This is a genomic window from Pseudomonas sp. BAV 4579 (genome assembly GCF_009765395.1).
Taxonomy (GTDB): Bacteria; Pseudomonadota; Gammaproteobacteria; order Pseudomonadales; family Pseudomonadaceae; genus Chryseomonas; species Chryseomonas aestiva.
Genome location: NZ_WHOV01000085.1, coordinates 1 through 23970, shown reverse-complemented (window position 1 = coordinate 23970; position 23970 = coordinate 1). Strand labels below are relative to the sequence as shown.

The 23970-nt window shown below is 65.2% G+C and carries 22 protein-coding genes and 1 tRNA gene; 7 read left to right on the top strand and 16 right to left on the bottom strand.

The genetic code is table 11. The features are described from left to right. The first annotated feature begins 150 nt into the window (after window positions 1–150). Window positions 151–309 carry a DUF3309 family protein gene (locus GSQ95_RS17170; protein WP_007159093.1) on the top strand — a complete coding sequence of 53 codons (159 nt, stop codon included), beginning with the start codon at window positions 151–153 and terminating at the stop codon, window positions 307–309. 157 nt (window positions 310–466) lie between these two features. On the opposite strand, the gene dacB is transcribed toward GSQ95_RS17170, so the two are convergent. The 4 genes from dacB to GSQ95_RS17155 all read right to left on the bottom strand — a co-directional run bounded on the left by dacB (window position 467) and on the right by GSQ95_RS17155 (window position 3247). Then, window positions 467–1930, bottom strand: coding sequence for a D-alanyl-D-alanine carboxypeptidase/D-alanyl-D-alanine-endopeptidase (dacB, locus tag GSQ95_RS17165; RefSeq protein ID WP_158893948.1), 1464 nt, complete (start codon window positions 1928–1930; stop codon window positions 467–469). 168 nt (window positions 1931–2098) lie between these two features. Beyond that, on the bottom strand, window positions 2099–2248 hold the full coding sequence (locus GSQ95_RS26160; protein ID WP_017639713.1) for a hypothetical protein: 150 nt from the start codon (window positions 2246–2248) through the stop codon (window positions 2099–2101). Window positions 2249–2274: 26 nt separating this feature from the next. Beyond that, a complete protein-coding gene (locus GSQ95_RS17160; RefSeq protein WP_158893950.1) occupies window positions 2275–2931 on the bottom strand; it encodes a hypothetical protein in 657 nt (218 codons plus the stop codon). A 106-nt stretch (window positions 2932–3037) separates the two neighbouring features. Continuing rightward, on the bottom strand, window positions 3038–3247 hold the full coding sequence (locus tag GSQ95_RS17155; protein ID WP_007159089.1) for a cold-shock protein: 210 nt from the start codon (window positions 3245–3247) through the stop codon (window positions 3038–3040). 696 nt (window positions 3248–3943) lie between these two features. Here GSQ95_RS17155 and GSQ95_RS17150 point away from each other — a divergent pair. Together GSQ95_RS17150 and GSQ95_RS17145 are read left to right on the top strand one after the other, a co-directional pair. Further along, window positions 3944–4213: a hypothetical protein gene (locus tag GSQ95_RS17150; protein WP_252977097.1), complete on the top strand. Its 270-nt coding sequence runs from the start codon at window positions 3944–3946 to the stop codon at window positions 4211–4213. A 331-nt stretch (window positions 4214–4544) separates the two neighbouring features. Then, window positions 4545–5396 carry a S1 RNA-binding domain-containing protein gene (locus tag GSQ95_RS17145; RefSeq protein WP_133859538.1) on the top strand — a complete coding sequence of 284 codons (852 nt, stop codon included), beginning with the start codon at window positions 4545–4547 and terminating at the stop codon, window positions 5394–5396. Here the strand turns inward: GSQ95_RS17145 and GSQ95_RS17140 are convergent. The 6 genes from GSQ95_RS17140 to GSQ95_RS17115 all read right to left on the bottom strand — a co-directional run bounded on the left by GSQ95_RS17140 (window position 5350) and on the right by GSQ95_RS17115 (window position 11828). After that, window positions 5350–7971 carry a ligase-associated DNA damage response DEXH box helicase gene (locus tag GSQ95_RS17140; RefSeq protein WP_158893952.1) on the bottom strand — a complete coding sequence of 874 codons (2622 nt, stop codon included), beginning with the start codon at window positions 7969–7971 and terminating at the stop codon, window positions 5350–5352. The two genes, GSQ95_RS17145 and GSQ95_RS17140, sit on opposite strands and share 47 nt — an antisense overlap. 11 nt (window positions 7972–7982) lie before the next feature. Next, window positions 7983–9314, bottom strand: coding sequence for a deoxyguanosinetriphosphate triphosphohydrolase (locus tag GSQ95_RS17135; protein WP_007159085.1), 1332 nt, complete (start codon window positions 9312–9314; stop codon window positions 7983–7985). Window positions 9315–9408: 94 nt separating this feature from the next. After that, window positions 9409–10587, bottom strand: coding sequence for an EAL domain-containing protein (locus GSQ95_RS17130; RefSeq protein WP_158893954.1), 1179 nt, complete (start codon window positions 10585–10587; stop codon window positions 9409–9411). A gap of 99 nt (window positions 10588–10686) precedes the next feature. Next, window positions 10687–11028 (bottom strand): hypothetical protein, encoded by a 342-nt coding sequence (locus GSQ95_RS17125; protein ID WP_158893956.1) that lies wholly within the window; start codon window positions 11026–11028, stop codon window positions 10687–10689. Next, the gene (locus tag GSQ95_RS17120) at window positions 11025–11417 is read right to left on the bottom strand and encodes a phage holin family protein (protein WP_133859534.1); all 393 of its coding nucleotides are present in this window, start codon (window positions 11415–11417) and stop codon (window positions 11025–11027) included. Before GSQ95_RS17120 ends, GSQ95_RS17125 begins: the two co-directional genes overlap by 4 nt. Before the next feature lie 15 nt (window positions 11418–11432). After that, window positions 11433–11828 carry a YqjD family protein gene (locus tag GSQ95_RS17115; RefSeq protein ID WP_158893958.1) on the bottom strand — a complete coding sequence of 132 codons (396 nt, stop codon included), beginning with the start codon at window positions 11826–11828 and terminating at the stop codon, window positions 11433–11435. A 350-nt stretch (window positions 11829–12178) separates the two neighbouring features. Here GSQ95_RS17115 and GSQ95_RS17110 point away from each other — a divergent pair, with 350 nt between their 5' ends. Then, window positions 12179–12466, top strand: coding sequence for a DUF3509 domain-containing protein (locus GSQ95_RS17110; protein ID WP_007159080.1), 288 nt, complete (start codon window positions 12179–12181; stop codon window positions 12464–12466). Window positions 12467–12594: 128 nt separating this feature from the next. On the opposite strand, the gene GSQ95_RS17105 is transcribed toward GSQ95_RS17110, so the two are convergent. The 4 genes from GSQ95_RS17105 to GSQ95_RS17090 all read right to left on the bottom strand — a co-directional run bounded on the left by GSQ95_RS17105 (window position 12595) and on the right by GSQ95_RS17090 (window position 18340). After that, complete coding sequence (locus tag GSQ95_RS17105; protein WP_158893960.1) at window positions 12595–13029, bottom strand: hypothetical protein; 435 nt, start codon at window positions 13027–13029, stop codon at window positions 12595–12597. Between the two features lie 15 nt (window positions 13030–13044). Further along, on the bottom strand, window positions 13045–13326 hold the full coding sequence (locus GSQ95_RS17100) for a DUF3509 domain-containing protein (protein ID WP_158893962.1): 282 nt from the start codon (window positions 13324–13326) through the stop codon (window positions 13045–13047). 97 nt (window positions 13327–13423) lie between these two features. Further along, window positions 13424–14302: a dTDP-4-dehydrorhamnose reductase gene (gene rfbD, locus GSQ95_RS17095; RefSeq protein ID WP_158893964.1), complete on the bottom strand. Its 879-nt coding sequence runs from the start codon at window positions 14300–14302 to the stop codon at window positions 13424–13426. A gap of 567 nt (window positions 14303–14869) precedes the next feature. Then, entirely contained in the window at window positions 14870–18340 is a 3471-nt protein-coding gene (locus GSQ95_RS17090) for a NahK/ErcS family hybrid sensor histidine kinase/response regulator (protein WP_158893966.1), read from the bottom strand. Window positions 18341–18497: 157 nt separating this feature from the next. Between GSQ95_RS17090 and GSQ95_RS17085 the strand changes: the two genes are divergently transcribed. Beyond that, window positions 18498–19064, top strand: a complete 567-nt coding sequence (locus tag GSQ95_RS17085; protein ID WP_158893968.1) for a GNAT family N-acetyltransferase — start codon at window positions 18498–18500, stop codon at window positions 19062–19064. 175 nt (window positions 19065–19239) lie between these two features. Continuing rightward, window positions 19240–21696: a bifunctional diguanylate cyclase/phosphodiesterase gene (locus tag GSQ95_RS17080; RefSeq protein ID WP_158893970.1), complete on the top strand. Its 2457-nt coding sequence runs from the start codon at window positions 19240–19242 to the stop codon at window positions 21694–21696. Here GSQ95_RS17080 and GSQ95_RS17075 read toward each other — a convergent pair. Together GSQ95_RS17075 and rdgC are read right to left on the bottom strand one after the other, a co-directional pair. Then, entirely contained in the window at window positions 21646–22587 is a 942-nt protein-coding gene (locus tag GSQ95_RS17075; protein WP_158893972.1) for a bile acid:sodium symporter family protein, read from the bottom strand. The two genes, GSQ95_RS17080 and GSQ95_RS17075, sit on opposite strands and share 51 nt — an antisense overlap. Before the next feature lie 112 nt (window positions 22588–22699). After that, entirely contained in the window at window positions 22700–23620 is a 921-nt protein-coding gene (gene rdgC / locus GSQ95_RS17070; RefSeq protein WP_158893974.1) for a recombination-associated protein RdgC, read from the bottom strand. Between the two features lie 211 nt (window positions 23621–23831). Between rdgC and GSQ95_RS17065 the strand changes: the two genes are divergently transcribed. After that, window positions 23832–23907, top strand: a tRNA-Val gene (locus tag GSQ95_RS17065). Window positions 23908–23970: the final 63 nt, after the last annotated feature.

Sequence of the window (23970 nt, the reverse complement as noted above, 5' to 3'; positions counted from 1 at the left end):
CGTAAAAACGCCGACTTGGCATGGGCAGCCAGGCTTAGCTGACGACGTCGGGATTTTCCGTCGCTGGCGCGGGTCCATGGAATAGGCCCGTTGCTCCGTATCAAGCTGTTACGGCGACGGTCGACCCCTGGCCTTCATGGAGAATGGCAGATGACTCTCTCGACCATCCTGGTTCTGGTGCTGCTGGTCCTGCTCATCGGCGGACTTCCGGTATTCCCGCATTCGCGCAGCTGGGGCTATGGCCCGTCCGGTATCGTGGGCGCCATCCTGGTCGTCCTGCTGGTACTGCTCTTGCTCGGCATGATCTAGCCTGTCCAAGGTCTGAAAATGCCCCACAAGAGTGCGTCGGACAAAGTTCTTGCCCAATGCGGTGCAGCGCGGTAACGTCGGCTCTCCGGCCTGCCTTGCCGAGTGTGGTAAACAAAACCGGCGTCTGCGCGAGCAGACGCCGGTTTTGTTTTGCGCGTCAGTTGGCGGCCGCGCCATCCTGGCGGGTGCGTTGATAGAGGTCCAGCACCACCTCGTCCAGGATCGACGAAGCCCCCCAGGGGCGGCCGCTGTTGAGGATGGCGACCACCACCCAGTTGCGCGCGTTGGCGTCCCGGACGAAGCCCGCCAGGGCCCGTACATTGTTCAGGGTGCCGGTCTTCATGTGGGCCTGGCCGGTCAGCGGTGAATTCTTCATGCGCTTGCGCAGGGTGCCGTCCATGCCGGCCAGCGGCAGTGAAGAGATGAACTCCGGGCCGTAGGGACTCTGCCAGGCGGCGCGCAGGATCTCTGCCATCTCCCGGGCACTGACCCGCTCGGTCCGGGACAGACCGGAGCCGTTCTCCATGATCAGGTGACTGGCATTGATGCCCTTGCGCGCCAGCCACGAGCGGATGACCCGCAGCGCCGCCTTGCTGTCGTCGGCATCCGCCGAGGTGCGGAATTGCGCCCCGATGGAGAGGAACAGCTGCTGGGCCATGGTGTTGTTGCTGTACTTGTTGATGTCGCGAATGATCTCCACCACATCCGGCGAGAAGGCCCGGGCGAGCAGCTCGGCATTGCGTGGCACACTGCCCTCACGGGTACGGCCCTTGATGCTGCCGCCCAGCTCCTGCCAGATAGCCCGGACCGCGCCGGCGGTATAGGCCGGGTGATCGAGCAGCGACAGATAGCTCTGAGCGTTGCAGCCGTCCGGCAACTGGCCGCTGACGATGAGGCTGGTACTGCCATCGGCCTGAGGCACCGGATTGAAGCGCACTTCCGGCCAGGCCGGGCAGCCGCTCTTGCCAGTGGCGCGCATCTGGTTGTCGATGTTGACGTTGGTCAGCGGCGGATCCATGGACACGCTGACCCGGCCATCGGCCGAGCGGACCACCATGCGCACCGACTTGAGATTGACCAGCAGCGAGTCCGGACCGACCAGGAAGGTCTTGTTCTCGTCTTCGCCATCGTCGTTGAAGGCCGGCAGATTGGGTTTCACGAAGCGACCGCGATCCAGCACCAGGTCACCGGTGACTTCCAGCACGCCATTGGCGCGCAGATCACGCATGAGCAGCCACAGCCGCTCCATGTTCAGCTTGGGATCACCGCCGCCCTTGAGATAGAGGTTGCCGTTGAGGATGCCGTCCTTGAGCGTGCCGTCGGTATAGAACTCGGTCTTCCACTGGTAGGTGGGACCCAGCAATTCCAGGGCGGCAAAGGTGGTGATCAGCTTCATGGTCGAGGCCGGATTCACCGAGACGTCGGCATTGTAGTAGTCGTTCTCGCCCGGGCCATCGAGGGGCAGCATCACCAGCGACAGGTCGCTGCCGGGAATCTTGTTGGTCTGCATCGCCTTTTCGATTCGCGGCGGCAGGTAGGAGGTATCGGCACTGACGGGCAGGGAAAAGCCCAGGGCGCAGCAGCTCAGCAGCAGGCCCATAGATCGGAAGGTCTTTCGCATCGGGACACACACCTTGGCAGGGTATCGGCCTAGTTGAAGAGAAAAGGGGCCGATAGACGTCGGAGTGTGGGCATTATGCAGTAAGGAGGGAGGGACGAGCCAACCCCAAGGGGCAGGGCGCGGATAAAGAAACGACCGCCGCAGCGGTCGTTTCTGGAAAGGATGGGATCAGTTGTAGCCGGTGGCGTCCTTGGTACGGTCCGGACTGTTTGGCGAAGGCGGATCGCGCCCGTCGTCGGTCTTGGCGTGCTCGGTGCGCAGGGGCTTTTCGTCCTTGGGCAGTTCGCGTTCGTCGGCTTTGCGCTTTTCTTCGGCCATGGGATCCTCGTCTACGTGATTACCGGTCAAGGTGTGACCGGCGCAGGCGATTCGCCGTTCCCCTGGGGCGAGGAGTGGTCAGCGAACGCGCCGGCGTCCTGCAGCTGGCGCAAGGCTTCGTTGACCTGGCGGGCGAAGGATTCCTCGATGGCGGTCCCGGCCTGATGGCTGGCCGCCAGGGGCAGGAACCACACCCCCATCCAGGTGCGCACCGAGCTGGCGTTGCGCACGCGGGTGGACGGTCCGCTTCCCGGCGCGATCCATTCGGCGGTCAGCACATAGTCGTCCTTGGCGGTTCCCGGGACGAGAAAGAAGGTGGCGCCGGTGATCAGGCCACTGGCGATGGCGGCGGCGTAGGAGGTGCTGTTGTAGAGCTTGAGGCGCAGCAGGGCGTCGTCGGGTCTGCCGGGTTCCGGCACCAGGGTGATGCGGTCGAACAGCCCGGAGTCTGCCAGGATCTCGCGCAGCCGGGGCTTCAGGCCTTCACGGGCGACCGCGATCGACGTCGCATCCTTGGCGTCCTCGACAGTGCCACGATAGAAATTGAATTCCACCAGCACATTGGGGCGCTGTGGTGGCGCGCTCAGGGACGTGCGGAATGGCTGGGAAGAGAGTTCGTCACCGGGAAAGGCGGCGCAACCGGCGAGCAGAAGCAGGCAGAGCAGGGCAGCGAGAGTCTTCATGAAACGCACCTCATCCCTAGGTGGCGATAGCGAGAGCTGGCAGGGGCCAACGTTCGCGCAAAAAAAAGCCCAACCGGGGGTTGGGCTTTTTCGAGAAGGCGGGTGATTAGATCACCTGCACCTCATCAGCCTGCAGGCCTTTCTGGCCTTGCACGACCAGGAAGGAAACAGCCTGGCCTTCTTGCAGGCTCTTGAAGCCGTTACCCTGAATGGAACGGTAGTGAACGAACACGTCCGGACCGCTCTGGGGGGTGATGAAGCCGAAGCCTTTCTCGTCGTTGAACCACTTGACGGTGCCAGTTTGGCGAGTAGACATGGATTTCTCCTTGAATAAGATGACGTTGTTGTCCAAAGGACGACAGTTTTGAAACGAGGAGAAACCCATGCCGCGAAAGCTGGCCCTGATGTACTCCAGGTTCTCGACAGGTGAGCCGCTTTGTAGAGACAGCCTCACCTGACAGCGATGGATGGTCTCAGACTGGCTTGCGCAAAACAAGACCTTTGAGCTGCCCGACGTTGACTTTACCGACCATGGTCGAAGCGGTAGCTGGCGCAGGTAAACGGCTGTTGGCGGAGGGAGCGCCGAGCGCGGTCCCGGGCCTGGCCCTGTCGACTGCGAGCCGCGATCCGTGCTGAATCGTTTTCCGAACGGAGGGTGCTGGGGAGCGCGACCCAGGGCAGTAGGTCGAGTTCGGCAAGCGGTCATGCGCATCTGATGGTTCTGCAGGTTTTTCAGGAGCCTATGCGCTCCCTGCAGGCTCCTTTGAACCTCGTTGCAGGTCGGCACCCTGGTCCTGAGCGCCGAGAGGTCGCCAGTTGGTGTCCAGGCAGAGTACTCCGTGGTCGGGCGAAGCGATGCGCAGCCGTTGCGGGCAGGGGCTTAGCCTGGCGTGGCGGGTCTCCTAGGCCAGTGGTGTCGAAACGGTGATGACCTACTCAATTCGGGTGGTGGCTAGGTGCTATTATCTCGTTCGAATTATTACCCCGGACCGCAAGGGTCCAAGGATCTACTGTGAAAAACGGACTGGAAAGCGCAGGACGCGCACTGGGCCATGGCCTCGCCGGATACCGCGTCGAGCTTCGTCGCCTGAACCTCAATGAGATACTGATAGCGGTGTACCACGCCCACCAGGCGATCAAGCTGACCCAGCGCATAGTGACCAACGAGCAGGCTACCAATCCGTTCCTGTTGAATACGGTCGTGGCGGCGATGCGCGTTGAGGCTGATACGGTTGGCCTCTTCATAGAGATTCCACTCGCAGCTGACTGCCTGACCGCCTGAGTCAGGCGGTTACTGGATTCGACCCGAAGCCGTGGGCGCACACCTCGCGCGCAAGCGTGGGCTACTTCCCTTCAGCCAGCGGTTCCAAGCCGCAAGCAGCCGCCAATAGCATGATGCTCCGGCCCTACGGCTGTGTCTTCGGCAACTCATGGCGCCGAGCTATGGGGGGATGGAGTCAGGTCAGCTCGAGGTTCGTCACACGAGCACTGCCTTGCCGCCATTAGCGCTGCGCATGCCGCCGAGCGACCTTCTCGACGATGCAGGCCAGCGATCAAGCAGCGGTCCTGATGATCGCGGTAAAATGGACCGCTTTCTACAGGAGTCTCCATTCATGGCCTTGCTGGGTCGCTTCAACAGCTTGCAGATTTTGCGCAACACCCCCATCGGTCTGTTCCTGGATGCCGGCAACGACGGCGAGGTGCTGCTGCCGCGTCGCTATGCGCCGCGTGACGAACCCTGCGCCGAAGGCGACTGGCTCAACGTCTTCCTCTATCTGGACAGCGAAGACCGCCTGATCGCCACCACCGAGAAGCCGAAGGTGCAGGTCGGCGGCTTCGCCAGCCTGCGGGTGGTGGAAGTCGGCCGGGTAGGGATCTTCCTCGACTGGGGTCTGCCCAAGGATCTGCTGCTGCCGCACTCCGAAGAGAAGCGTCCGCTGCAGGTCGGTGACCATTGCGTGGTACACGTGCACCTGGATGCCCGCACCCGGCGGATCGTCGCCACCGCACGCCTGGATCGCTACCTGGATCGCGATCCGCCGCGCTACAAGGTCGGCCAGCCGGTGCCGCTGCTGGTGGTCGAGCAGACCGACCTCGGCTACAAGGTGATCGTCGACAACAAGCACTGGGGCCTGGTGCATCGCAACGAGGCCTTCAAGCCGCTGCGCCTGGGGCAACGCGAGCGCGGCTTCATTCGCGAGATCCGCGCGGACGGCAAGATCAGCCTGACCCTGCAGGCCCAGGGAGCCGCGGCGGGCGCCGATCTCGCCGAGCAGATCATCGCCCTGGCCAAGGCGCGCGGCGGGGTGCTGGAGCTCAGCGACAGCAGTCCGCCAGCCCTGATCCACCAGCTGTTCGGCGTCAGCAAGGGCAACTTCAAGAAGGCCATCGGCCATCTCTATCGCCAGGGCCGGATCGTTATCGAGGACGACCGGATTTCTGTACGCGAGGACGCCGCGCAGTAGCGCCACGGCGGGGCGTCAGATCGCTGTCATGGCTGGGTTGCACCAGGGATTCGGGATCGAAGGCGCGTGCTCGCTCGTCCGGCCCGGCTTCGCGTTCCAGATCGCCGACCAGGCGGGTGATGCGGTCGGCCAGTTTTTCCGAACTCAGGCTCTCGCGCAACCGCTCGACCATGAGGGGCAGCGCGAAGGGCGAGGGATGGTCCAGGTTCACCAGGCGCAGGGGCAGGGCACCGGTCCGCGTCAGGGTCTGCTGCAGGCGATCGGCATCGAGTTCCTGGCGCAGGACTTCGGTCTGGGCCTGGCCGAGCAGCAGGTTGTCCGGGTCGTACTGGCGAAAGACCTGATAGAAGAGACTGCTGCTGGCCTGCAACTGGCGGTTGCTCTTGTGCGCCCCCGGATAGCCGGAAAAGATCAGCCCCGAGATGCGGGCGATCTCGCGAAACCGGCGCTGGGCGAGTTCGGCGGCGTTGAGACTGGCGAGGGTATCGCTGACCAGGTTGTCGGTGGTGAAGAGGCTGGCATCGAGTAGCTCCTGCCAGTCCAGGCTGACCGGTGAGACCAGTTCCAGGCCGTAGTCGTTGACGGCGATGGAAAAGGTGCAGGGTCTCCTCTGCGCCAGGCGCCAGGCCAGCAGGCTGGCCAGCCCCAGATGGGCATGGCGGCCGGCGAAGGGATAGAGGAACAGGTGCGAGCCTTCGCGGGATTCCAGGGTCTCGGCGAGCAGGTAATGGGCGCTGGGCAGTGCCGACCACTGCCGCTGGACATCCAGCAGCGGTTGCAGCAGGCGCATTTCCGGGCTTTCGTAACGCTGGGCCTCGGCGTCTTCGAGCAGGGCCAGCACTTGCTGGGCGAGGGTGTCCGAGAGCGGCATGCGACTGCCGCTCCAGCGCGGGATGGCGGCCTTGCGCCCGCTGGCACGGCGCACGTACACCGTCATGTTTTCCACCCGCACCAGTTCCAGGGTACGACCGGCGAAGAGAAAGTGATCGCCGGGCCGCAGCCGGGCGATGAAGCCTTCCTCGATATTGCCCAGGCGATTGCCGCCGCCGCCCTTGGACCAGAATTGCACATTGAGGCTGGTCTCGCTGACGATGGTGCCAATACCCAGCCGATGCCGCTTGGCCAACTGCTTGTCGGGCACCCGCCAGATGCCCTCGGCATCGGGCTCGGCCCGGCGATAGTCCGGATAGGCCGACAGCGAGGCGCCCCCGTTGCGAACGAAGGCCAGCGCCCAGATCCATTCGCCTTCGCTGAGGTGGCGATACGCCCAGGCGCTGCGGATCTCCGGTAGCAGGTCGTCCGGTTCGAAGCCGCCGCCCAGGGCGACGGTCACCAGATGCTGCACCAGGACATCCAGGGGCTTGACCGGGGCGGTGCGCGCCTCGATCTCGCCCGCGGTGATGGCACGGCGGGTAGCGGCCGCATCCAGCAGGTCGAGGCTGTAGGTGGGCACCAGGGTCGCCCGCGAGGCACGGCCCGGGGCATGGCCGCTGCGGCCGGCGCGTTGCAGCAGGCGAGCGATGCTCTTGGGCGAGCCGATCTGCAACACCCGCTCCACCGGCAGGAAATCCACCCCGAGGTCGAGGCTGGAGGTGCAGATCACCGCCTTGAGCTGACCATTCTTGAGCCCGGCCTCCACCCATTCGCGGGCCTGCTTCTCGATGGAGCCATGGTGCAGGGCGATCAGACCGGCCCAGTCCGGGCGCGCCTGCAGCAGGGCCTGGTACCAGAGTTCGGTCTGGGCGCGGGTGTTGGTGAAGACCAGGGTGGTGGGGCTGTCTTCCAGTTCGCGGATCACCTGCTGCAGCAGCCGCATGCCCAGGTGCCCGGCCCAGGCGAAGCGCTCGACGCCGCCTTCGGGCAGCAGGGTGTCCACCTGCAGGCGCTTGTCCTGCCGACCCTGGACGAGCTGGCCCGGGGCACCGGCCAGCAGCACGTCCAGCGCATGGGCCTGATTGCCCAGGGTGGCCGACAGACCCCAGGTCTGCAGCCCGGGATTCCAGCGCCGCAGGCGGGCCAGGGCGAGTTGCGTCTGGGTGCCGCGCTTGTTGCCGAGCAATTCGTGCCATTCGTCGATGACCACCAGGCGAACCTGGCCCAGGGCTTCCTGGGCGTCCTCACGGGACAGCAACAGCGACAGGCTCTCCGGCGTGGCAACCAGGGCCGTCGGCAGGCGGCGATTCTGCCGGGCGCGCTCGCTGCTGCCGGTATCGCCGGTGCGCAGGCCCAGGGTCCATTCCAGTTCTTCGTCGAGCACCGGCCGCTCCAGGGCGCGCAGGGTGTCCGCCGCCAGGGCGCGCATGGGCGTCAGCCAGAGCACGGTGAGCGGCGGTGGCGCCTGTTTGCGCTTGCTGGGCAGGCCTTTGGCGGTGATCGGCTTGGGCGCCACGAAGGCATCCAGGGCGGCCAACCAGACCGCGTAGGTCTTGCCGGAGCCGGTGGTGGCGTGCAGCAGGCCGGACTCCCCGGCGGCGATGGCCTTGGCCACCTCGCGCTGGAAGGGAAAGGCCTTCCAGCCCTGGGCGGCCAGCCAGCGACTGCCTGGGCCCTTGCGCGTACGGGGTACGGTGGCCATCGTGGCGCTCCTTAGACCGGGTTGGAACGCCCGGTCATTTCGGCCGCCATGGCGGTGGCGTAGCTGTCGGTCATGCCGGCGATGAAATCGATCACCCGCATGAAGGCCTGGTGCAGGGTCCAGGAAGGATCCGGCGCGCTATTGCCCAGCAGGTCGAGGATACGGCGGCTCTTGAACGACGGCTCACGCCCGCGGTGCTGCTCCAGGGCGGCGCCACAGAAGGCGTTGAGCAGGATCTCCAGGGTGGTGTAGGCGCCGATCTCGTGCAGGGTCTTGCGCTTGTCGTGAAAGATCTTTTCCCGGGCCAGGGCCTTGGCCCGCTGCACGCAGAGCTTGGCCGGACCGGCCATGTGCTCGACCAGGTCATCGCCCAGGGTGCCGGCGAGCAGGGCGTCCTGCTGGTCGACGAAGGCGCGGGCGGTGGCGTTGGTCAGGTGCTCGATGGCCTTGCCGCGCAGGATGGCCAGCTTGCGCCGCCGCGAATCCTTGGGGCCGAGTTGCCGATAGGTTTCCGGCAGGTCGTCGCCGACCAGGCCCAGCAGCAGCGCCTCCACCTCGGCATAGTCCAGCAGCTCCATCTCCAGCCCGTCTTCCAGATCGATCAGCCCGTAACAGATGTCGTCGGCGGCCTCCATCAGGTAGACCAGGGGATGCCGGGCCCAGCGCTCCGGGCCCAGCAGCGGCAGTTCGAGTTTCTCGGCGATCTGTTCCAGCAGCGGCAGCTCGCTCTGGTAGCAGCCGAACTTGTGCTTCTTGTACCCGGGCGCTGCGGCATAGCGCGAGGTCCAGGGATACTTGAGATAGGTGCCGAGGGTGGCGTAGGTCAGGCGGGTGCCGCCGTCGAACTGGTGGTATTCGAGCTGGGTCAGCACCCGGAAGCCCTGGGCGTTGCCTTCGAAATGCAGGAAGTCCTGGCGCTCCGCCTCGCTCATGTCGTCCAGCCAGCCGCGGCCGGCGGCCTGGGTGAACCAGTAGCGGATGGCGTCTTCGCCGGAGTGGCCGAAGGGCGGATTGCCGATGTCGTGGGCGAGGCAGGCCGACTGCACCACCATGCCGAGGTCGCTCGGGTCGCACCAGTCGGGCAGGGCGCCCCTCAGGCTCTCGCCCACGCGCATGCCCAGGGAGCGGCCGACGCAGCTGACTTCCAGGCTGTGGGTCAGGCGGGTATGGATGTGATCGTTGCTGGTGACGGGATGAACCTGGGTCTTGCGCCCCAGCCGGCGGAAGGCGCCGGAAAAGATGATGCGGTCGTGGTCCTTGTGAAAGGGGCTGCGCCCCAGTTCATCCGGGCTGTGCAGGGGTTTGCCCAACCGTTCGCGGATAAGAAGTGTCTGCCAGTCCAAGGCCGTCCTCGAGCTATCACCGATAAGGGGAGCGCCGCCGGTTGCCGTGCGGCGCCTCTGCGTTCTGACCTCGGCAACATACGATCATCACCGCTCAGTTGGCAAAGCCCGGCAATTGACTGGCATCCAGGTCGATCAGCAGCAGGCGCTGACCGCTTTCCAGGAACTGGCTGGCGGTCAGGCAGTACTGGTTGGTGGTGGCATCGCGATAGACCGTCGAAAGCGCCAGGCGGCGCTCGTTCCAGCCTTCGGCCAGCAGGGCGTAGAAGTAGGGGCGCCAGGACCAGTTGTGATTGAGGTAGCGGCGATTCTCGCGCCAGAACATGCCGTTCCACTCCAGATTAGGGGTGATCTGGGTGCCGGTGCGGTCGCACTGGTAGATGCGCAGCAGCCCGGGAAAGGCCTGGGGATCGGGCAGGGCACTCAGGGGACCGCCGTGTTCCGCCCAGGGCCTAAGCTGGGTGACGAATTCGGCCAGTTGCTGGCGCAGCTCCAGTAACCGCGTCTGCTGGGCCAGCTTGCCATCGACGAAGCGGCTGCGCAGGGCGGCGAAGCGTTGCTGATGGCTGTCGCTTGCGCCCAGTTCGGCGGTGGCCTCGGCGAAGAGGAAGCCCTGCACGTAGCGGGCACCGCATTCCAGGGCGAAGTCGAGTTCGGTCTCGGTCTCGACGCCCTCGGCGATCAGCCAGCAGCCGGTCTTTTCGGCCATCTGCGCCAGCGCCTTGACCGCGTCGCCCCGGGGGCCACCTCGCGCGGCGGCCTGGAACAGCCGCATGTCCAGCTTGAGGATATCCGGCTGCAGATCCAGCACCCGATCCAGTTGCGAATAGCCGGAACCGAAATCGTCGATGGCGATGCGGATGCCGAGTTCGCGGTAGCGGACGACGGCCTGGGTCAGGCTCGGCAGATCGCCGGCCGCCTCAGTGATCTCGTAGACGATCCGCGTCGGGTCGATACCGGAACGCTGCAGCTGCGCCAGACTGGGTAACTCGACGCCTGCGTCCAGCTGGCTGATCCAGCGCGGCGAGAGGTTGAGGCTGAGAAACCAGTCAGCCGGCGCGCCGGCGAAGCACCGCAGCGCCTCGTCCCTGAGGGTACGATCAAGCTGCAGCAGTTCCGCGGTCGGGGTGGCGGGATCGGCGAACAGGGGGCCGACGGAGGCGTGGCGGCCATCGGCCTGACGCAGACGGCCCAGGGCTTCGACGCCGGCGATGCGCCCGGTCGCGGTGTCGATGAAAGGTTGGAAGAAGGCAGTGGGCTGGCCAGAAAACACAGGGCTATCCTTATCGTAGGCGGAGCGTTCAGCTTAGCCATGCGATAAGGGTGCCAGATGACAGAATGGCTCCCGAAGGAGCCATTCTTCATAACGCCCCTAGCGGGGCGGCGGCAGCGGCTGGTCAGCCTGCTCGCGATGGCGACTCTGCAAGCGGTTGACGATCGGGTAGAGCGCCAGGCCGATGCGGGCCAGTCGACCCACCGCGCCCAGGCGTTTGCCGAACAGCGACAGGAACACCGTGGCACCCAGCATCAGCGGCTTCTTCGCCGAGCTGGCCACCCTGTCCCGGTTCGGTCGCACCAGGTCACCGATGAGACTGATGGGGTTGTGCAGGGGCTGGGCGTTGTAGATCAGCTGCTGGCGATACATCTCCATGCGCAGCCGGACCAGTTCCTTGCGCTTCGCCTGGCTGGTGGCAGAGGTAAGCGGCTGGTTCATGGCAGTAGGCGCTCCCGGTTGCGGTTGAGTTCTTCCAGGGTAGCATGGAAGGGCGCCGCACCCTTGACCAGGCTCAGGGCCCGCAGGATGCAGATCACCAGTGCCACCGCATAGAAGGCGCACAGGCCCAGCGTGGCGGCCATGCGGTAGGTATCCCAGAAGGCGATGATGACCGCTGCCGAGACGCCGACCAGCACCAGCAAGCCGAAGATCAGGCTCAGGCCGGTAAACAGAAACAGCTGGAAGGTACGGACCTTCTCTTCCTGAACCTCGATGCCCAGCAGTTCCAGGTGACTCTGCAGCAGGCCAACCACTGCGCCGGCGAGGCGCTTGACCGATGGCTTGGGCGCCTCGTCAGGAAGCTCCCGTGGAGGAGAGGAGGTGTCCATGGCAGTCCCCCAGGCTTAGCGGCGCGAGGCCAGCAGGCCGATCAGGAAGCCGACGCCAGCAGCGATGCCGAGGGCCTTGAAGGGATTGTCGACCACGTATTCCTCGGTGGTTTCCTTGGCCGCGACGCCCTGGCGATAGAGGTCGTCCTGCTTGGTCTTGAGCACATCGCGGGAGCGTTCCAGGCTCGAGCTCAGCTTGGCACGCAGTTCGTCTGCCTGCTCACCGGCCATGCTGGCGGTGTGCTTGAGCAGCTGCTCGGCGTCTGCCAGCAGGGTGTGGAATTCGTCGGTCAGTGCCTGCTCGGCTTCGCCCAGATGACGACGGACCCGGTCAGCGTTCTGCTTGTGTGCCTGCTCATCGATGTCAGCGGCAAGCTCGTCTTTGATCACGGGAGGGATTTTGTCGTTCATGGCGCGCTCCTGATAGGCGATGGGTATCCGTTTCAGCCCTTTCGAGTGAGCGCCGGAAGCAAAGGTTCCACCGGTCAGGGCCGCCTTGGCGCTCTGCCAGCGCCTTTATAGGGTCGGGAGGCAAGACGCCCAACGACCGGCAAGACGGACGAATGGTCATACCTTATCGATTTCGCTGCGCTGAAAGTTCCGCAGCAAAACCCAATTAGAAGAGCTGGCTCACAAATTCGGTCACTAGCGCCATTGCGGGTCTTATTCAAGTAGAAGGCTAGAACTTTGCTGTTTCTATCACTGTCAGTTGCGTCGTATTTGATCGTCCATGCACTTCTAGACAAATAAGAGGGGGAAGAATGGAAAACGCCATAGATAGACTGACTGCCGCTTTCAGTACTTATAAATGCTCGGTCACGGCGCCTCGCCCTGACGGCAGTATTGTGCTGACGGTGCAGGATCAGCAGTGCGACGACGCGCGAGTGAACCGGGTGGTCAGCGCCCGGCAACTGGGCGAGAGCCAACTGCTGAAAACGGTAATCGACGAGGTTCGCAAGGACGTGTCGCTACGGGCCGGCGCGCTGGCGCCGCAATCCATGGCGGTGCTGCGGGCCACGGGCGCCAACATGCTGAGATATTCCGAGTAACGCCTCGGCTCAGAAAGCTTCAGCGCGAGACTTGCAGTACGGATGCCTTGGCATTCGTTGGTCTCGAACGTTGAAGATTAAATAAAGATGACAAACAAGCAGTTAGCATTCCAGCCGCAACTTTTCTCTCAGCTCTTGCACTTCAGCAGCCGGCATCCCGCACAGGGTAGCTGAGTGGCAGGCAACTCATACATGGGGCAGGCGACGTCCACCACACCCCAGGACGGAAAGCCCTGTCCGGCTTGCACGGCAGCCAGCCGCGCATTGGCGATCACACCATTGAGCAGTTCATCTTCCCGATACAACGCCTGACGCAAGGTCGGCGAGCGATGGAGGATGCGTCCGCAGCGGTCCAGTACGGTAAAGGAAAAGCGTCCGGTACGATCCGGCAGGGTTGGCCACACCTTGAGCGGCGCCAGCTGCTCGTCAAGACGGGCACAGGTAAGCTGGTACAGCGACGGACGTGGGGTAGGCGGCGGATCCGTCGCCTCCAGGCCATCGAGCAAGGGGAGCGGACTCGGGCCCGTTAGCAGGCCACCGCTGCTGCCTTCCATGGTGTGCATAGTGCTGCTTCCTGCTCAGTTCGCGATGGTCGGACGATTCACGGTGCCACTGCCGCTGGCCAGCAAGGCCGTGACGCCATGACCTTCGTCGATGGCGATACCCAGGCGGATACTATCGATCAATCGCGCGAGGCGGGTATGGTCATGCAATTGCTGCTTGCTGATCAAGCGCTTGACCTTGACGCCACTGTCGTCGGACAGCGTCAGGCTGACGCTGCCGTCGAGGCGCTCGATGCGGAAATTGACCCGGAAGTCATGCTCGAAAGCCGCGGCGATGAGTTGGAAAGGGTTGTCCATGACGTACCTGACTGGCGTGAGCGGGGTCAGTGCCATTGACTTCGAGAGGCTGGGGTAGTTCTGGGGCAGATCCCAGAAGTATGACCGACGGCCCGTTTCAGCCGCTCACCTGAAGTTCGCGCTCGCTCCAGCACTGGGCGAAAGCCGCTTGCCAGTCGGGTAGCGGCTCGCCCAGTACCGCCGCCAACTTTTCGGTGGCCAGCCGGGAATTGATGGGGCGATGGGCCGGGGTGGGATAGGAACTGCTGGGAATGGGATTGAGGCGGGCCTTCAGCTGGCCGGTCTCGCGCAGGCGCCGGGCGATCTGCTCGGCGAATCCGAACCAGGAGGTGGTGCCGTTGGCGGTCAGGTGATAGGTGCCCCAGAGTTCGTCCTGGTCGCTGTGGGCGAGCAGGCGGTCGGTGGCGGCGGCTATGGTGCGGGTCCAGGTAGGCGCGCCGATCTGGTCGTCGACGATATTCAATTCGTCGCGCTCGCTGAGCAGCCGCACCATGGTGCGCAGAAAGTTGTTGCCCTGCCAGGAATAGACCCAGCTGGTGCGCAGGATGAGGTGGCGCTCGGCGTGTTCACGCACGGCGTTCTCGCCGGCCAGCTTGGTCCGACCATAGACATTGAGCGGGCAGGTCGGATCTTCTTCCCGGTACCGGCCTTCCTTGCTGCCATCGAAAACATAGTCGGTGGAATAGTGGACCATCGGAATGCCGAGCTGCTGTGCGGCCCGGGCGAAGACCTCGGGCACCCGCTCGTTGATCAGGGCAGCGGTCTGGGGATCGCTCTCGGCAGCGTCCACGGCGGTATAGGCGGCGGCATTGATGATGACGTCGGGCCTTGCGGCCAGGACGCGTTCATGAAGCGCCTCCAGCTGGGTGAAATCCACCTGGGCCCGACCGATGACGGTTACCCGGGCCTTGGCGGCCAGCAGTTGTTGCAGCGCCTGAGAAAGTTGGCCGTGTTGACCCGCGATGAAGACGTTCATGTGACTGAGCTATTCCAGAAGGGCTGGCGCGTCCATGCCTGATTGACAGGTTGGGCGTCGCCACGACAGACCTGAATAAAAGCAGGCAGTCTACCCGATGACCGGCAGAGGACAAGGCTAGCCTTTGGCCTGCGTACGGCCGCAGCTGTCGGCTCTAGCCTGCGGCCCGCCTCCCGATACAGCCTCCCGGAAGGCTCGAAAAAATTTGTTTCACGAATACTTGACAATTGTGCGACGGCTTCAGGGTGTCCGTTGGTCATTTTTACCCGAAGTTGTGCACAAGTTGTGCTAGCGCTTGTCAAGCCCTGTCTGGCCCCGAGTTTTCCCTGCCGAAAATCCTGCTTTTGAATTAAGTTGTTGATTATATTGAACTTATCAAAGTGATTAAAAAATGACCAACTTGTTTGGGGGGCCCGCAGAGCAAGGCTCCGGGTTCTTTTCCACCATGTTTTCAACAAAGTTATCAACAGAAGCTGTGGATTGTTCCGTCTCTCCGGCCCCCGGCAAGCTTAATCGACGCTGAACGAAAGGGCCTTCGGCGTCGTGACGCGCCATCTGTGGGTCCCTTCAACCGGAGAGGGCCAGTTGCCGGCTCAGTAAGGCGCGTAGCGATGCCGGCTTGACCGGCTTGGGCAGGAAATCCAGGCGCGCCTGGCGCACCCGGTCCAGGCATTCCGGTCGGCCATCGGCACTGATGACGATGCCGGGGATGTCCTGGCCCAGAGCCTGACGAATCCATTCGGCGACATCCGGACCCGTGTCGGCATCGCTCAGGTGATAGTCGACGATGAGCAGTCGCGGTACCACGCCCTGGGCGAGCAGGGCAGCGCATTCCTCGCGACTGCGTGCGGTCCAGACCTGGCAGCCCCAACGGCCCAGCAGGCTGCGCAACCCGAGCAGGATGCTGTCTTCGTTGTCGATGCACAGCACCGGGTCGCCGGCCAGGGGCTGGGCGGTTTCGCTGGCGGTCGCCGTCTGGAGGGCGAGGGCGGGCGCCAGCGGCACCTTGACGCTGAAAACGCTGCCATGACCCGGCCAGGAGCGTACCGAGAGTTCGTGACCCAGCACCCGGCAAAGGCGATCGGCGATTGCCAGGCCGAGCCCCAGGCCTTTTTCCGCGCGGGTCTGGTGGCTGTCCAGGCGCTTGAATTCCTCGAAGATCAGCTCCAGCTTGTCCGCCGGGATGCCGGGGCCGCTGTCCCAGACCTCCAGGCTCACGCTCTGGCCCTGGCGGCGTACCCCGAGCAGCACCCGGCCATGGGCATATCTCAGGGCATTGGTGAGGAAATTCTGCAGCACCCGCCGCAGCAACTTGCTGTCGCTGTTGACCACCAGCCGACTGCTGCGGATGCGCAGGTTGGTACCCTGGTTCTGCGCCAGGGCCTTGAATTCCACGCCCAGGGCCTCGAACAGGGTGGCCAGGGAAAAGGGGGCCGGCGTGGCCAGGATGCGGCCGTTCTCCAGTCGCGAGATGTCCAGCAGGTCGGCGATCAGGTCTTCGCTGGATCTCAGGGCGCTGTCCATGTTGCGCACCAGTTCCTGGGCCTCCCGGGCCAGGCCGTCCTGGTGGGCGAGGGCGGCGGTGAACAGGCGGGCGGCGCTCAGCGGCTGCATGAGGTCGTGGCTGACCGCGGTGAGAAAGCGGCTCTTGGACTGGTTGGCCGCTTCCGCATGGGCCTTGGCTTCCTCCAGCGCCTGGTTGAGCTGGGACAGTTCGCGGGTGCGTTCCTCGACGCGCTGCTCCAGGCCTTCGTTGGCTTCGCGCAGGGCGCGCTCGGCCTCGCGGAAGGCGGTGATGTCGGTAAAGCTCATCACGAAGCCGCGCCCGGGCATGGGGCTGCCGATCAGCTCGATCACCCGGCCGTTGGGAAAGGTGCGTTCCGAGGTGTGGGGGATGCCCTGGCGCATCCGCTCCACCCGCCGGGCCACGTGCTCGTCGGGATCGCCCGGTCCGCAGAGGCCGCGCAAGGCGTTGTAGCGGATGATCTCGGCGATGGGCCGGCCGACCTGGATCATGCCGTCGGGATAGTCGAACAACTCCAGGTAGCGCTGGTTCCAGGCCACCAGGCGCAGCGACTGGTCGACCACGCTGAGGCCCTGGGAGATGTTCTCGATGGCGCCCTGCAGGAGCGCCCGGTTGAATTCCAGCACCTCCGAGGCCTCGTCGGCGATGCGCACCACGTCGTCGACCTGCATGTCGCGGCCTTCGATGGCGGCCTTGACCACGGCGCGTGCCGAGGAGGCGCCGATCACCCCGGCCAGCAGCCGCTCGGTCTGGGCGATCCATTCGCTGTTGGCATTCATCGCGGGGTGATAGGTCAGGCCGCTCTGCTCGGCGAAGCGGCTGAAGCTCAGGCGGGCGCGCTCGTCGCCGACGAAGCGGGCGGCGAGCAGCCGCAGGTCCTCCAGCTTGACCGCCAGCAGGGCGCGATTGCGCGGTCGGGGCAGGGCGTACTGGGCGATGAAGCGCCCGGCTTGCCAGTATTCCGATACCCGGGTGCGCGAGAGCAGCGACACCAGGGCGAACAGCAGGAAGTTGCCGGCCAGGGAGACCAGGGCGCCGACGGTGGTCGGTTGCAGCGTCCGCTCTCCCGCGGGTTGTTCGAACCAGGCGAGGCCGGGAAAGGCGTGCAATGGCCACTGCAGACTGGTGGCCACCACCGGCAGCACCATCAGATAGCCCCAGAGCAGGGCCCCGGCGGTGAGGCCGGCAAAGACACCGCGGCGATTGGCGGCCTTCCAGAACAGTGCCCCGACCATGGCCGGTCCGAGCTGAGCGATGGCGGCGAAGGCGATCTGGCCGATGGTGGCCAGGCTGGCATTGGAGCCCAGCAGCCGATAGCTGCAATAGGCCAGGACCAGGATGACCACGATGCTGGCGCGGCGCACCGTGAGCATCCAGTGGCTGAACACCGCATGGGGACTCTCGACCTGCCCCCGGCGCTTGAGCAGCCAGGGCAGGACGATGTCGTTGGAGATCATGGTGGAGAGGGCCACGCAGGCGACGATCACCATGCCGGTGGCAGCCGAGGCACCGCCCAGGAAGGCCAGCAAGGCCAGCCAGGGACGCTCCTGGGCCAGCGGCAGGCTGATGACGAAGGAGTCGGGCAGCACGCCGCCGGGCAGGTGCAACTGACCGGCCAGGGCGATGGGGATGACGAACAGGGCGGCCAGCGCCAGATAGAGCGGAAACACCCAGCGCGCCAGGTTGACGTCCCGGGTATCGGTGTTTTCCACCACCGTGACATGGAACTGGCGCGGCAGGCACATCACGGCGATGAAGGCCACGCCGGTCTGGATCAGCAGGCCCGGCCAGTCCAGCGTCTCGCGCCAGTATTCCTGCAGTTGCGGCGCCTGCTGCGAACGGGCGAGCAGGTCGGCGAAGCCGTCGTGCAGGTCATAGGTGACCCAGAGGCCGACGGCGATGAAGGCGGCGAGCTTGACCAGGGATTCGAAGGCGATCGCCAGCATCATGCCGCGATGGTGCTCGGTGACGTCCAGGTTGCGGGTGCCGAAGAGAATGGCGAAGACCGCCAGCACCAGGGAGACGAACAGCGCGGTGTCCTGGGCGCGGGTGCTCAGGGACTCGGCATTGATGCCGGTCAGCAGGTTGACGCCGATGACGATGCCCTTGAGTTGCAGCGCAAGGTAGGGCAGGACGCCGACCAGGCAGATCAGCGCGACGACGATGGCCAGGGTCTGCGACTTGCCATAGCGGGAGGCGATGAAGTCGGCGATGGAGGTGATGTTTTCCTTCTTGCTGATCAGCACCATCTTCTTGACCAGTTGCGGCGCCAGCAGCAGGAACAGGATGGGCCCCAGGTAGATGGGCAGAAAGGACCAGAGCTGATCGGCGGCCTGCCCGACCGCGCCAAAGAAGGTCCAGCTGGTGCAGTAGACGGCCAGCGACAGGCTATAGACCCAGGCCCGCAGGCGCGGCCTGAGCGGTGGCCGGCGATCGCCATAGAAGGCGATGGCGAACAGCAGGGCCAGATAGCCGAGGGTAACGGTGATGATCAGCCCGCTGGGCAGGGACATGGCGACTCCAGACATTCCAGGCGCCCATCGCGCCCGGACAAAGTGTCGCACCTTGGGCCGCCAGACGTCAGTTCCGGCACGTGGAGAGACGCGGTGGGTTGAGCCGGACGGCTGGCCCTGTTAGGTTTGCGGGCTGATTCGAGTGAGAGAGACCGTCATGTTCCAAGCGCAGCCCATTTCCCTGCAACGTGGTGCGCTGCGCCTGGACCCCCTGGCGGAAGGTGACGTGCTGGAGCTGGTCAGCCTGGCCGAGCGCAATCGCGAAGCGCTGCACTACCTGAGCGGGCCCCTGCGCCCGGACTGGTATCGCCAGGCGCTGGCCGAGCAGCGCGAGGGGCGCGCCTTGCCTTTCGCCGTGCGCATCGCCGACCGGCTGGTGGGCACCACCCGCTTCGCCGACTTCCTGCCGGCACTGCCCGCCGCCGAGATCGGCTGGACCTGGCTCGACAGCGAGCAGCATGGCAGCGGGCTCAACGCCAACATCAAGTACCTGATGCTGCGCCATGCCTTCGAGCACTGGCAGCTGGTGCGCGTGCAGCTCAAGACCGCCGCGACCAATCTCCGCTCCCAGGCGGCCATCGAGAAGCTGGGCGCGGTCCGCGAAGGCCTGCTGCGTCATCACCGGCGGCTGGCGGATGGCCGGCTGGACGATACCGTGATGTACAGCATCACCGATCGCGAATGGCCCGAGGTGAAGGCGCGGCTGGAGGCGTCCTTCAATTAGGCACGGGACTCGGGCTACCGCTTGTCGATAGCGACGAGACCGCAGCGGGTCTATGCCGCTTGTTTGGCGCCAGTAACCCAGCGCAAGGTCTTTCCACGCCAACAGTTTTCCGCGAAACGGCCGACATGCCTGCTCAATGGCAAGAATTCGCCTGTCTCCTTTTGCGGATCGCTGTATGTCTTCACTGTCGCCTTCCTCTGCGCTGCGTACATTGCGGGTCGTCTGGCCCTTCATCATCATCCTGTCCTGCCAGGCCCTGGTCGCCATCGTCAGCCTGCAACTGCTGTCGACGGTGCGTGCCTACGTGTCCGCGGAAAGCCTGTGGAGCAAGAGCCTCGGCAACGCCATGCTGTCGCTCGGCGCCTATCTGGATGAGGGGCGACCGGAGTCCTACCGGGATTATCTGGCGTCCATCAGCGTCAACGATCTCGACCGGGCGGCGCGGCAGGAGCTGGATGCCGATGGCAATCCTGCCGAAGCGGCGCGGCTGCTGCGCCTGGCGGGCAACGACGCCGACGACATCGCGGGCCTCGTCACGCTGTTTCGCCTGGCGCGGCATATAGAACCCTTCGAAGGGGTGATCGCCCGCTGGCAGATCACCGATCCCTACATGGACGAATTCCAGGCCCTGGCGCGCACCGGCTTCGAATTGATCAAGCTGCAGGGGCCGGGACCGGCGCTGATTCCGCTGAAACGCCAGCTGCTGGATCTGCATGACCGGATGATGCCGGAAACCGTGGCCTTCTCGGAGCGCCTCGGGGCGGCCTCGCGCCAGCTGGTCGAGGCCTTGTTCATCGCCAACGTCCTGGTCGGCGCCCTGCTGGTGCTCCTGGCGCTCTGGCGCATGCACAGCCTGGTGCAGCAGCGCTGGCGCTCCGAGCAGGCGCTGCAGGCCGAGAAGGAACATATCCAGGTCATCCTGGCATCCCTCGGCGATGCGGTACTGGCGCTGAATGCCCAGGGACGGCTGCTCTATCACAACCCGGCGGCGGAGCGCCTGCTGGCGCGGCCGGGGCTGGCCGCGGGCACGCCCGTCACCCACCTGTTCGACATCCAGACCGAGGATCAGCCGGCGTCGATCCGGCCGTTGGCCGAGCGCTTGCGCAGCCAGGACTGGCTGGTGGGCGACGAGCCCCTGGCGCACCAGCTGGTGCGCGTCGACGGCACCCGGGTGCCGGTGGCCCTGACGGTGACCACGCTGCCGCGGGACGAATCCGGCACCGGGGTGGTGCTGGTCATGCACGACCAGACCCGCGAGCGGGCCTTCCTGCATGATCTGGCCTGGCAGGCCAGTCACGATGCCCTTACCGGACTGCTCAATCGCCGCGAATTCGAGACCCGGCTGGAGCGCCTGCTGGCGCGCGAGGACCTGGCCTGTGCCTCGCTGCTGTTCATCGATCTGGACCAGTTCAAGATCGTCAACGACACCTCCGGCCATTTCCATGGCGATCGCCTGTTGCGCCAGCTGTGCGAATTGCTCGCTCAGCAACTGGGCGAAGAGGATTGCCTGGCACGCCTGGGCGGCGACGAATTCGGCGTCCTGCTGGAAAACCGTACGCCGGTGCAGGTCGAGGCGGTCGCCGAGCGACTGCGCTGCTGCGTGGGTAGCCTGCAATTCGAAGCGGCCGGGCAGGGCTTTCGGGTCGGTCTGAGCATCGGCGTGGTGCACCTGGGGGGACAGGCCCTGGCACCCGAGGAGGCCCTGCGCCTGGCGGACCTGGCCTGTTACGCGGCCAAGGACAAGGGCCGCAATCGCATCCAGGTCTTCGCCCCGGGCGATGTGGAGCTGGACCAGCGCCATGGCGAAATGGCCTGGGTGCAGCGCCTGCACCGGGCGCTGGCCGAGGACAGCTTCCGGCTGTATGTCCAGCCGATCCTGGGGCTGGGCCAGGAGACCGTCGCGGATCGCCACGTGGAGGTGCTGATGCGGCTGGAAGAGGGCGAGCGGCTGATCGCGCCGGGCGCCTTCATTCCGGCCGCCGAGCGCTATGGGCTGATGCCGGATCTGGATCGCTGGGTGATCGCCGCGGCCCTGGCCCGTTTCGCCGAGCTGCCCGCCGGGCTGCTCGACACCCTGGCCATCAATCTGTCCGGGCATTCCCTGGGCGAGGCGGGTCTGGCGGATTTCGTCAGGCAGCAACTGCAGCGCTGGCGGATCGCGCCGGCGCGGATCTGCTTCGAGATCACCGAGACCAGCGCCGTGGCCAATCTGGATGCGGCGCGGCTGTTCATGGACGAATTGCGCGGCCTGGGGGTGAGATTCTCCCTGGACGACTTCGGCGCCGGGATGTCGTCCTTCACCTATCTCAAGCACCTGCCGGTGGACTACCTGAAGATCGACGGCAGCTTTGTCCGCCACCTGCTGGAGGACGCCGTGGACAGCGCCATGGTCGAGGCGATCAACCAGCTCGGCCATCTCACCGGCAAGAAGACCATCGCCGAATTCGCCGAAAATGCAGCGGTGGTAGCGGCGCTGGCCAACCTGGGGGTCGACTATGCCCAGGGCTATGGCATCGCCCGGCCGCAGCCCTTTACCGAAGCCACCTGCCAGGCGCTGGTCCGGCAGGTGTGGCGCGAGGCCTCAGGGACGGGCGTCGTCGTCCTTGAAGCGGCGGAAGAGGGTGGCCAGTAGCGCGCCGGAGATGTTGTGCCAGACGCTGAACAGGGCGCTGGGGACCGCGGCCAGCGGCGAGAAATGCGCCGTGGCCAGGGCGGCGCCCAGCCCGGAATTCTGCATGCCCACTTCCAGCGCCAGGGACTTGCGCTGGGCCACCGGCAGCTTGCAGAACTTGCCGGTGAGATAGCCGAGCAGGAAGCCGAAGCCGTTGTGCAGGATCACCACCGCCATGATCAGCAACCCGGATTCGGCGATGCGCGCCTGGCTGGCGGCCACCACCGCGGCGACGATCACCACGATGCTCACCACCGAGGCCAGCGGCAGCACCTCGACCAGGGCGCCGACGCGCTGGCCGAGCAGGCGCTGGGCGACCAGGCCCAGGGCGATGGGCAGCAGCACCACCTGCAGGATCGACCAGAACAGCCCGCCAAAGGAGATCGGCAGCCAGGTGGAGGCCAGCAGCCAGATCAGCGCCGGGGTCAGTAGGGGGGCGAGCAGCGTGGTCACCGCGGCGATGGCCACCGACAGGGCCAGATCGCCCTTGGCCAGCCAGGTCATGACGTTGGACGCCGTGCCGCTGGGGCAGCAACCGACCAGGATGACGCCGACGGCGATTTCCGGCGGCAGGTGGAACAGCTGGCAGAGCGCCCAGGCCACCCCCGGCATGATGACGAAGTGGGCTACCACGCCCAGCAGCACTCGCCAGGGATGACGGCCGACTGCGGCGAAGTCCTCGACCTTGAGCGTCAGGCCCATGCCGAACATGATCACCCCCAGCAGCGGCACGATGGCCACGCTCAGCGGCTTGAATACCGCCGGGGCGAAGAACGCCAGCAGGGCGGCGAGCAGCACCCAGAAGGCGAAGGTATTGCCGACGAAGCGGCTGAGGGCGGCGAGCGCGCGCATGGGTTGAACTCCTGTCGAAAAGGCAGAAAAAAGGCCGGTCTCTGCCGGCCTTGGAGACTGTCCGCATGATCGGGTGAGCCTTGGGCCTCAACCGATCATGCGCAGGTCGTGATTACAGACCCTGGGGCAACTCTTCGCCACCCAGGGCCTCGATCAGCTGAGGCAGGAATTCCGCCAGGGTCATCATCATCAGCACGAAGCTGGCGTCCTGCTGGCCGAGGGCGTCTTCGCCGCCATCCTGTTCGGCCTGGTCCTGCAGCAGGTCCTCGAATTTCAGCCGCTTGATGGTGACCTTGTCGTCCAGTAGCAGGGCGAGCTTGTCCTGCCAGGCCAGGGCCAGCTTAGTGACCAGCTTGCCGGCGCCCAGGTGGTTCTGGATCTCTTCGCTGGTCAGGTCCTGACCCTTGCAGCGCACCACGCCGCCGTCTTCGCCGGCATCGCGCAACTCGCACTCGTCGAGGATGTAGAGGCCATGGGTGGCGTCACCGGCCTTGACCCAGTCGGTGAAGGTGGCCATCGGCGCCTGCTTGACGCCCAGCGGCCGGACCGGCAGCGAGCCCAGGGCATCGCGCAGGGTGGAGAGCAGGTCCTCGGCGCGCTTGGCGCTGGAGGCGTCCACCAGGATCCAGCCCTGCTTGGGATCGATGGCGGCATAGGTGGTCTGGCGACGGATGAAGGCGCGCGGCAGGAAGGCCTGGACGATCTCGTCCTTGATCTGCTCCTTCTCCTTCTTGTAGACCTTGCGCATCTGCTGGCTTTCGATCTCGTCGACCTTTTCCTGCACGGCTTCCTTGACCACGCTGCTGGGCAGGATGCGTTCTTCCTTGCGCGCGGCGATCAGGAAGAAGCCCTGGCTTTCGTGGACCAGCGGCAGGTCCGGACCCTTGCCGAAGGGCGCGACGAATCCGTAGGTGGACAACTCCTGGCTGGCACAGGGGCGGGCGGGCTTGGCGGCGAGGGCGGCTTCGAGGGCTTCGGTCTCGAAGGCGACTTCCTGGGTGAGACGGTAGACGAGCAGATTACGGAACCACATGGTGTCACTCCCAAAAACGAAGCGCGCATTATCCGCGTCGCCCGCCCCGGAGGCCAACCCCGGATTGCGGTGGTCGTCGGGAATGCGCGCTTTCTCCGGTTGCGCCTGAGGGCGGCGCTAAGCCTTTGGAAGTGCTGGGAAATTTTTTTTCAAAAAGGGGTTGCCAGGTCGGGTACCCCTCCGTAGAATGCGCCCCACTTCGAGAGCAAACGGGTGATTAGCTCAGCTGGGAGAGCATCTGCCTTACAAGCAGAGGGTCGGCGGTTCGATCCCGTCATCACCCACCACTCGAGGTAATGCGCAGCGGTAGTTCAGTCGGTTAGAATACCGGCCTGTCACGCCGGGGGTCG

Bases quoted from the DNA above. Each gene is read 5' to 3' on its own strand.
- GSQ95_RS17170 (WP_007159093.1), top strand. From the start codon at position 151: ATGACTCTCTCGACCATCCTGGTTCTGGTGCTGCTGGTCCTGCTCATC.
- dacB (WP_158893948.1), bottom strand. From the start codon at position 1,930: ATGCGAAAGACCTTCCGATCTATGGGCCTGCTGCTGAGCTGCTGCGCC.
- GSQ95_RS26160 (WP_017639713.1), bottom strand. From the start codon at position 2,248: ATGGCCGAAGAAAAGCGCAAAGCCGACGAACGCGAACTGCCCAAGGAC.
- GSQ95_RS17160 (WP_158893950.1), bottom strand. From the start codon at position 2,931: ATGAAGACTCTCGCTGCCCTGCTCTGCCTGCTTCTGCTCGCCGGTTGC.
- GSQ95_RS17155 (WP_007159089.1), bottom strand. From the start codon at position 3,247: ATGTCTACTCGCCAAACTGGCACCGTCAAGTGGTTCAACGACGAGAAA.
- GSQ95_RS17145 (WP_133859538.1), top strand. From the start codon at position 4,545: ATGGCCTTGCTGGGTCGCTTCAACAGCTTGCAGATTTTGCGCAACACC.
- GSQ95_RS17140 (WP_158893952.1), bottom strand. From the start codon at position 7,971: ATGGCCACCGTACCCCGTACGCGCAAGGGCCCAGGCAGTCGCTGGCTG.
- GSQ95_RS17125 (WP_158893956.1), bottom strand. From the start codon at position 11,028: ATGAACCAGCCGCTTACCTCTGCCACCAGCCAGGCGAAGCGCAAGGAA.
- GSQ95_RS17120 (WP_133859534.1), bottom strand. From the start codon at position 11,417: ATGGACACCTCCTCTCCTCCACGGGAGCTTCCTGACGAGGCGCCCAAG.
- GSQ95_RS17115 (WP_158893958.1), bottom strand. From the start codon at position 11,828: ATGAACGACAAAATCCCTCCCGTGATCAAAGACGAGCTTGCCGCTGAC.
- GSQ95_RS17110 (WP_007159080.1), top strand. From the start codon at position 12,179: ATGGAAAACGCCATAGATAGACTGACTGCCGCTTTCAGTACTTATAAA.
- GSQ95_RS17105 (WP_158893960.1), bottom strand. From the start codon at position 13,029: ATGCACACCATGGAAGGCAGCAGCGGTGGCCTGCTAACGGGCCCGAGT.
- GSQ95_RS17100 (WP_158893962.1), bottom strand. From the start codon at position 13,326: ATGGACAACCCTTTCCAACTCATCGCCGCGGCTTTCGAGCATGACTTC.
- rfbD (WP_158893964.1), bottom strand. From the start codon at position 14,302: ATGAACGTCTTCATCGCGGGTCAACACGGCCAACTTTCTCAGGCGCTG.
- GSQ95_RS17090 (WP_158893966.1), bottom strand. From the start codon at position 18,340: ATGTCCCTGCCCAGCGGGCTGATCATCACCGTTACCCTCGGCTATCTG.
- GSQ95_RS17085 (WP_158893968.1), top strand. From the start codon at position 18,498: ATGTTCCAAGCGCAGCCCATTTCCCTGCAACGTGGTGCGCTGCGCCTG.
- GSQ95_RS17080 (WP_158893970.1), top strand. From the start codon at position 19,240: ATGTCTTCACTGTCGCCTTCCTCTGCGCTGCGTACATTGCGGGTCGTC.
- GSQ95_RS17075 (WP_158893972.1), bottom strand. From the start codon at position 22,587: ATGCGCGCGCTCGCCGCCCTCAGCCGCTTCGTCGGCAATACCTTCGCC.
- rdgC (WP_158893974.1), bottom strand. From the start codon at position 23,620: ATGTGGTTCCGTAATCTGCTCGTCTACCGTCTCACCCAGGAAGTCGCC.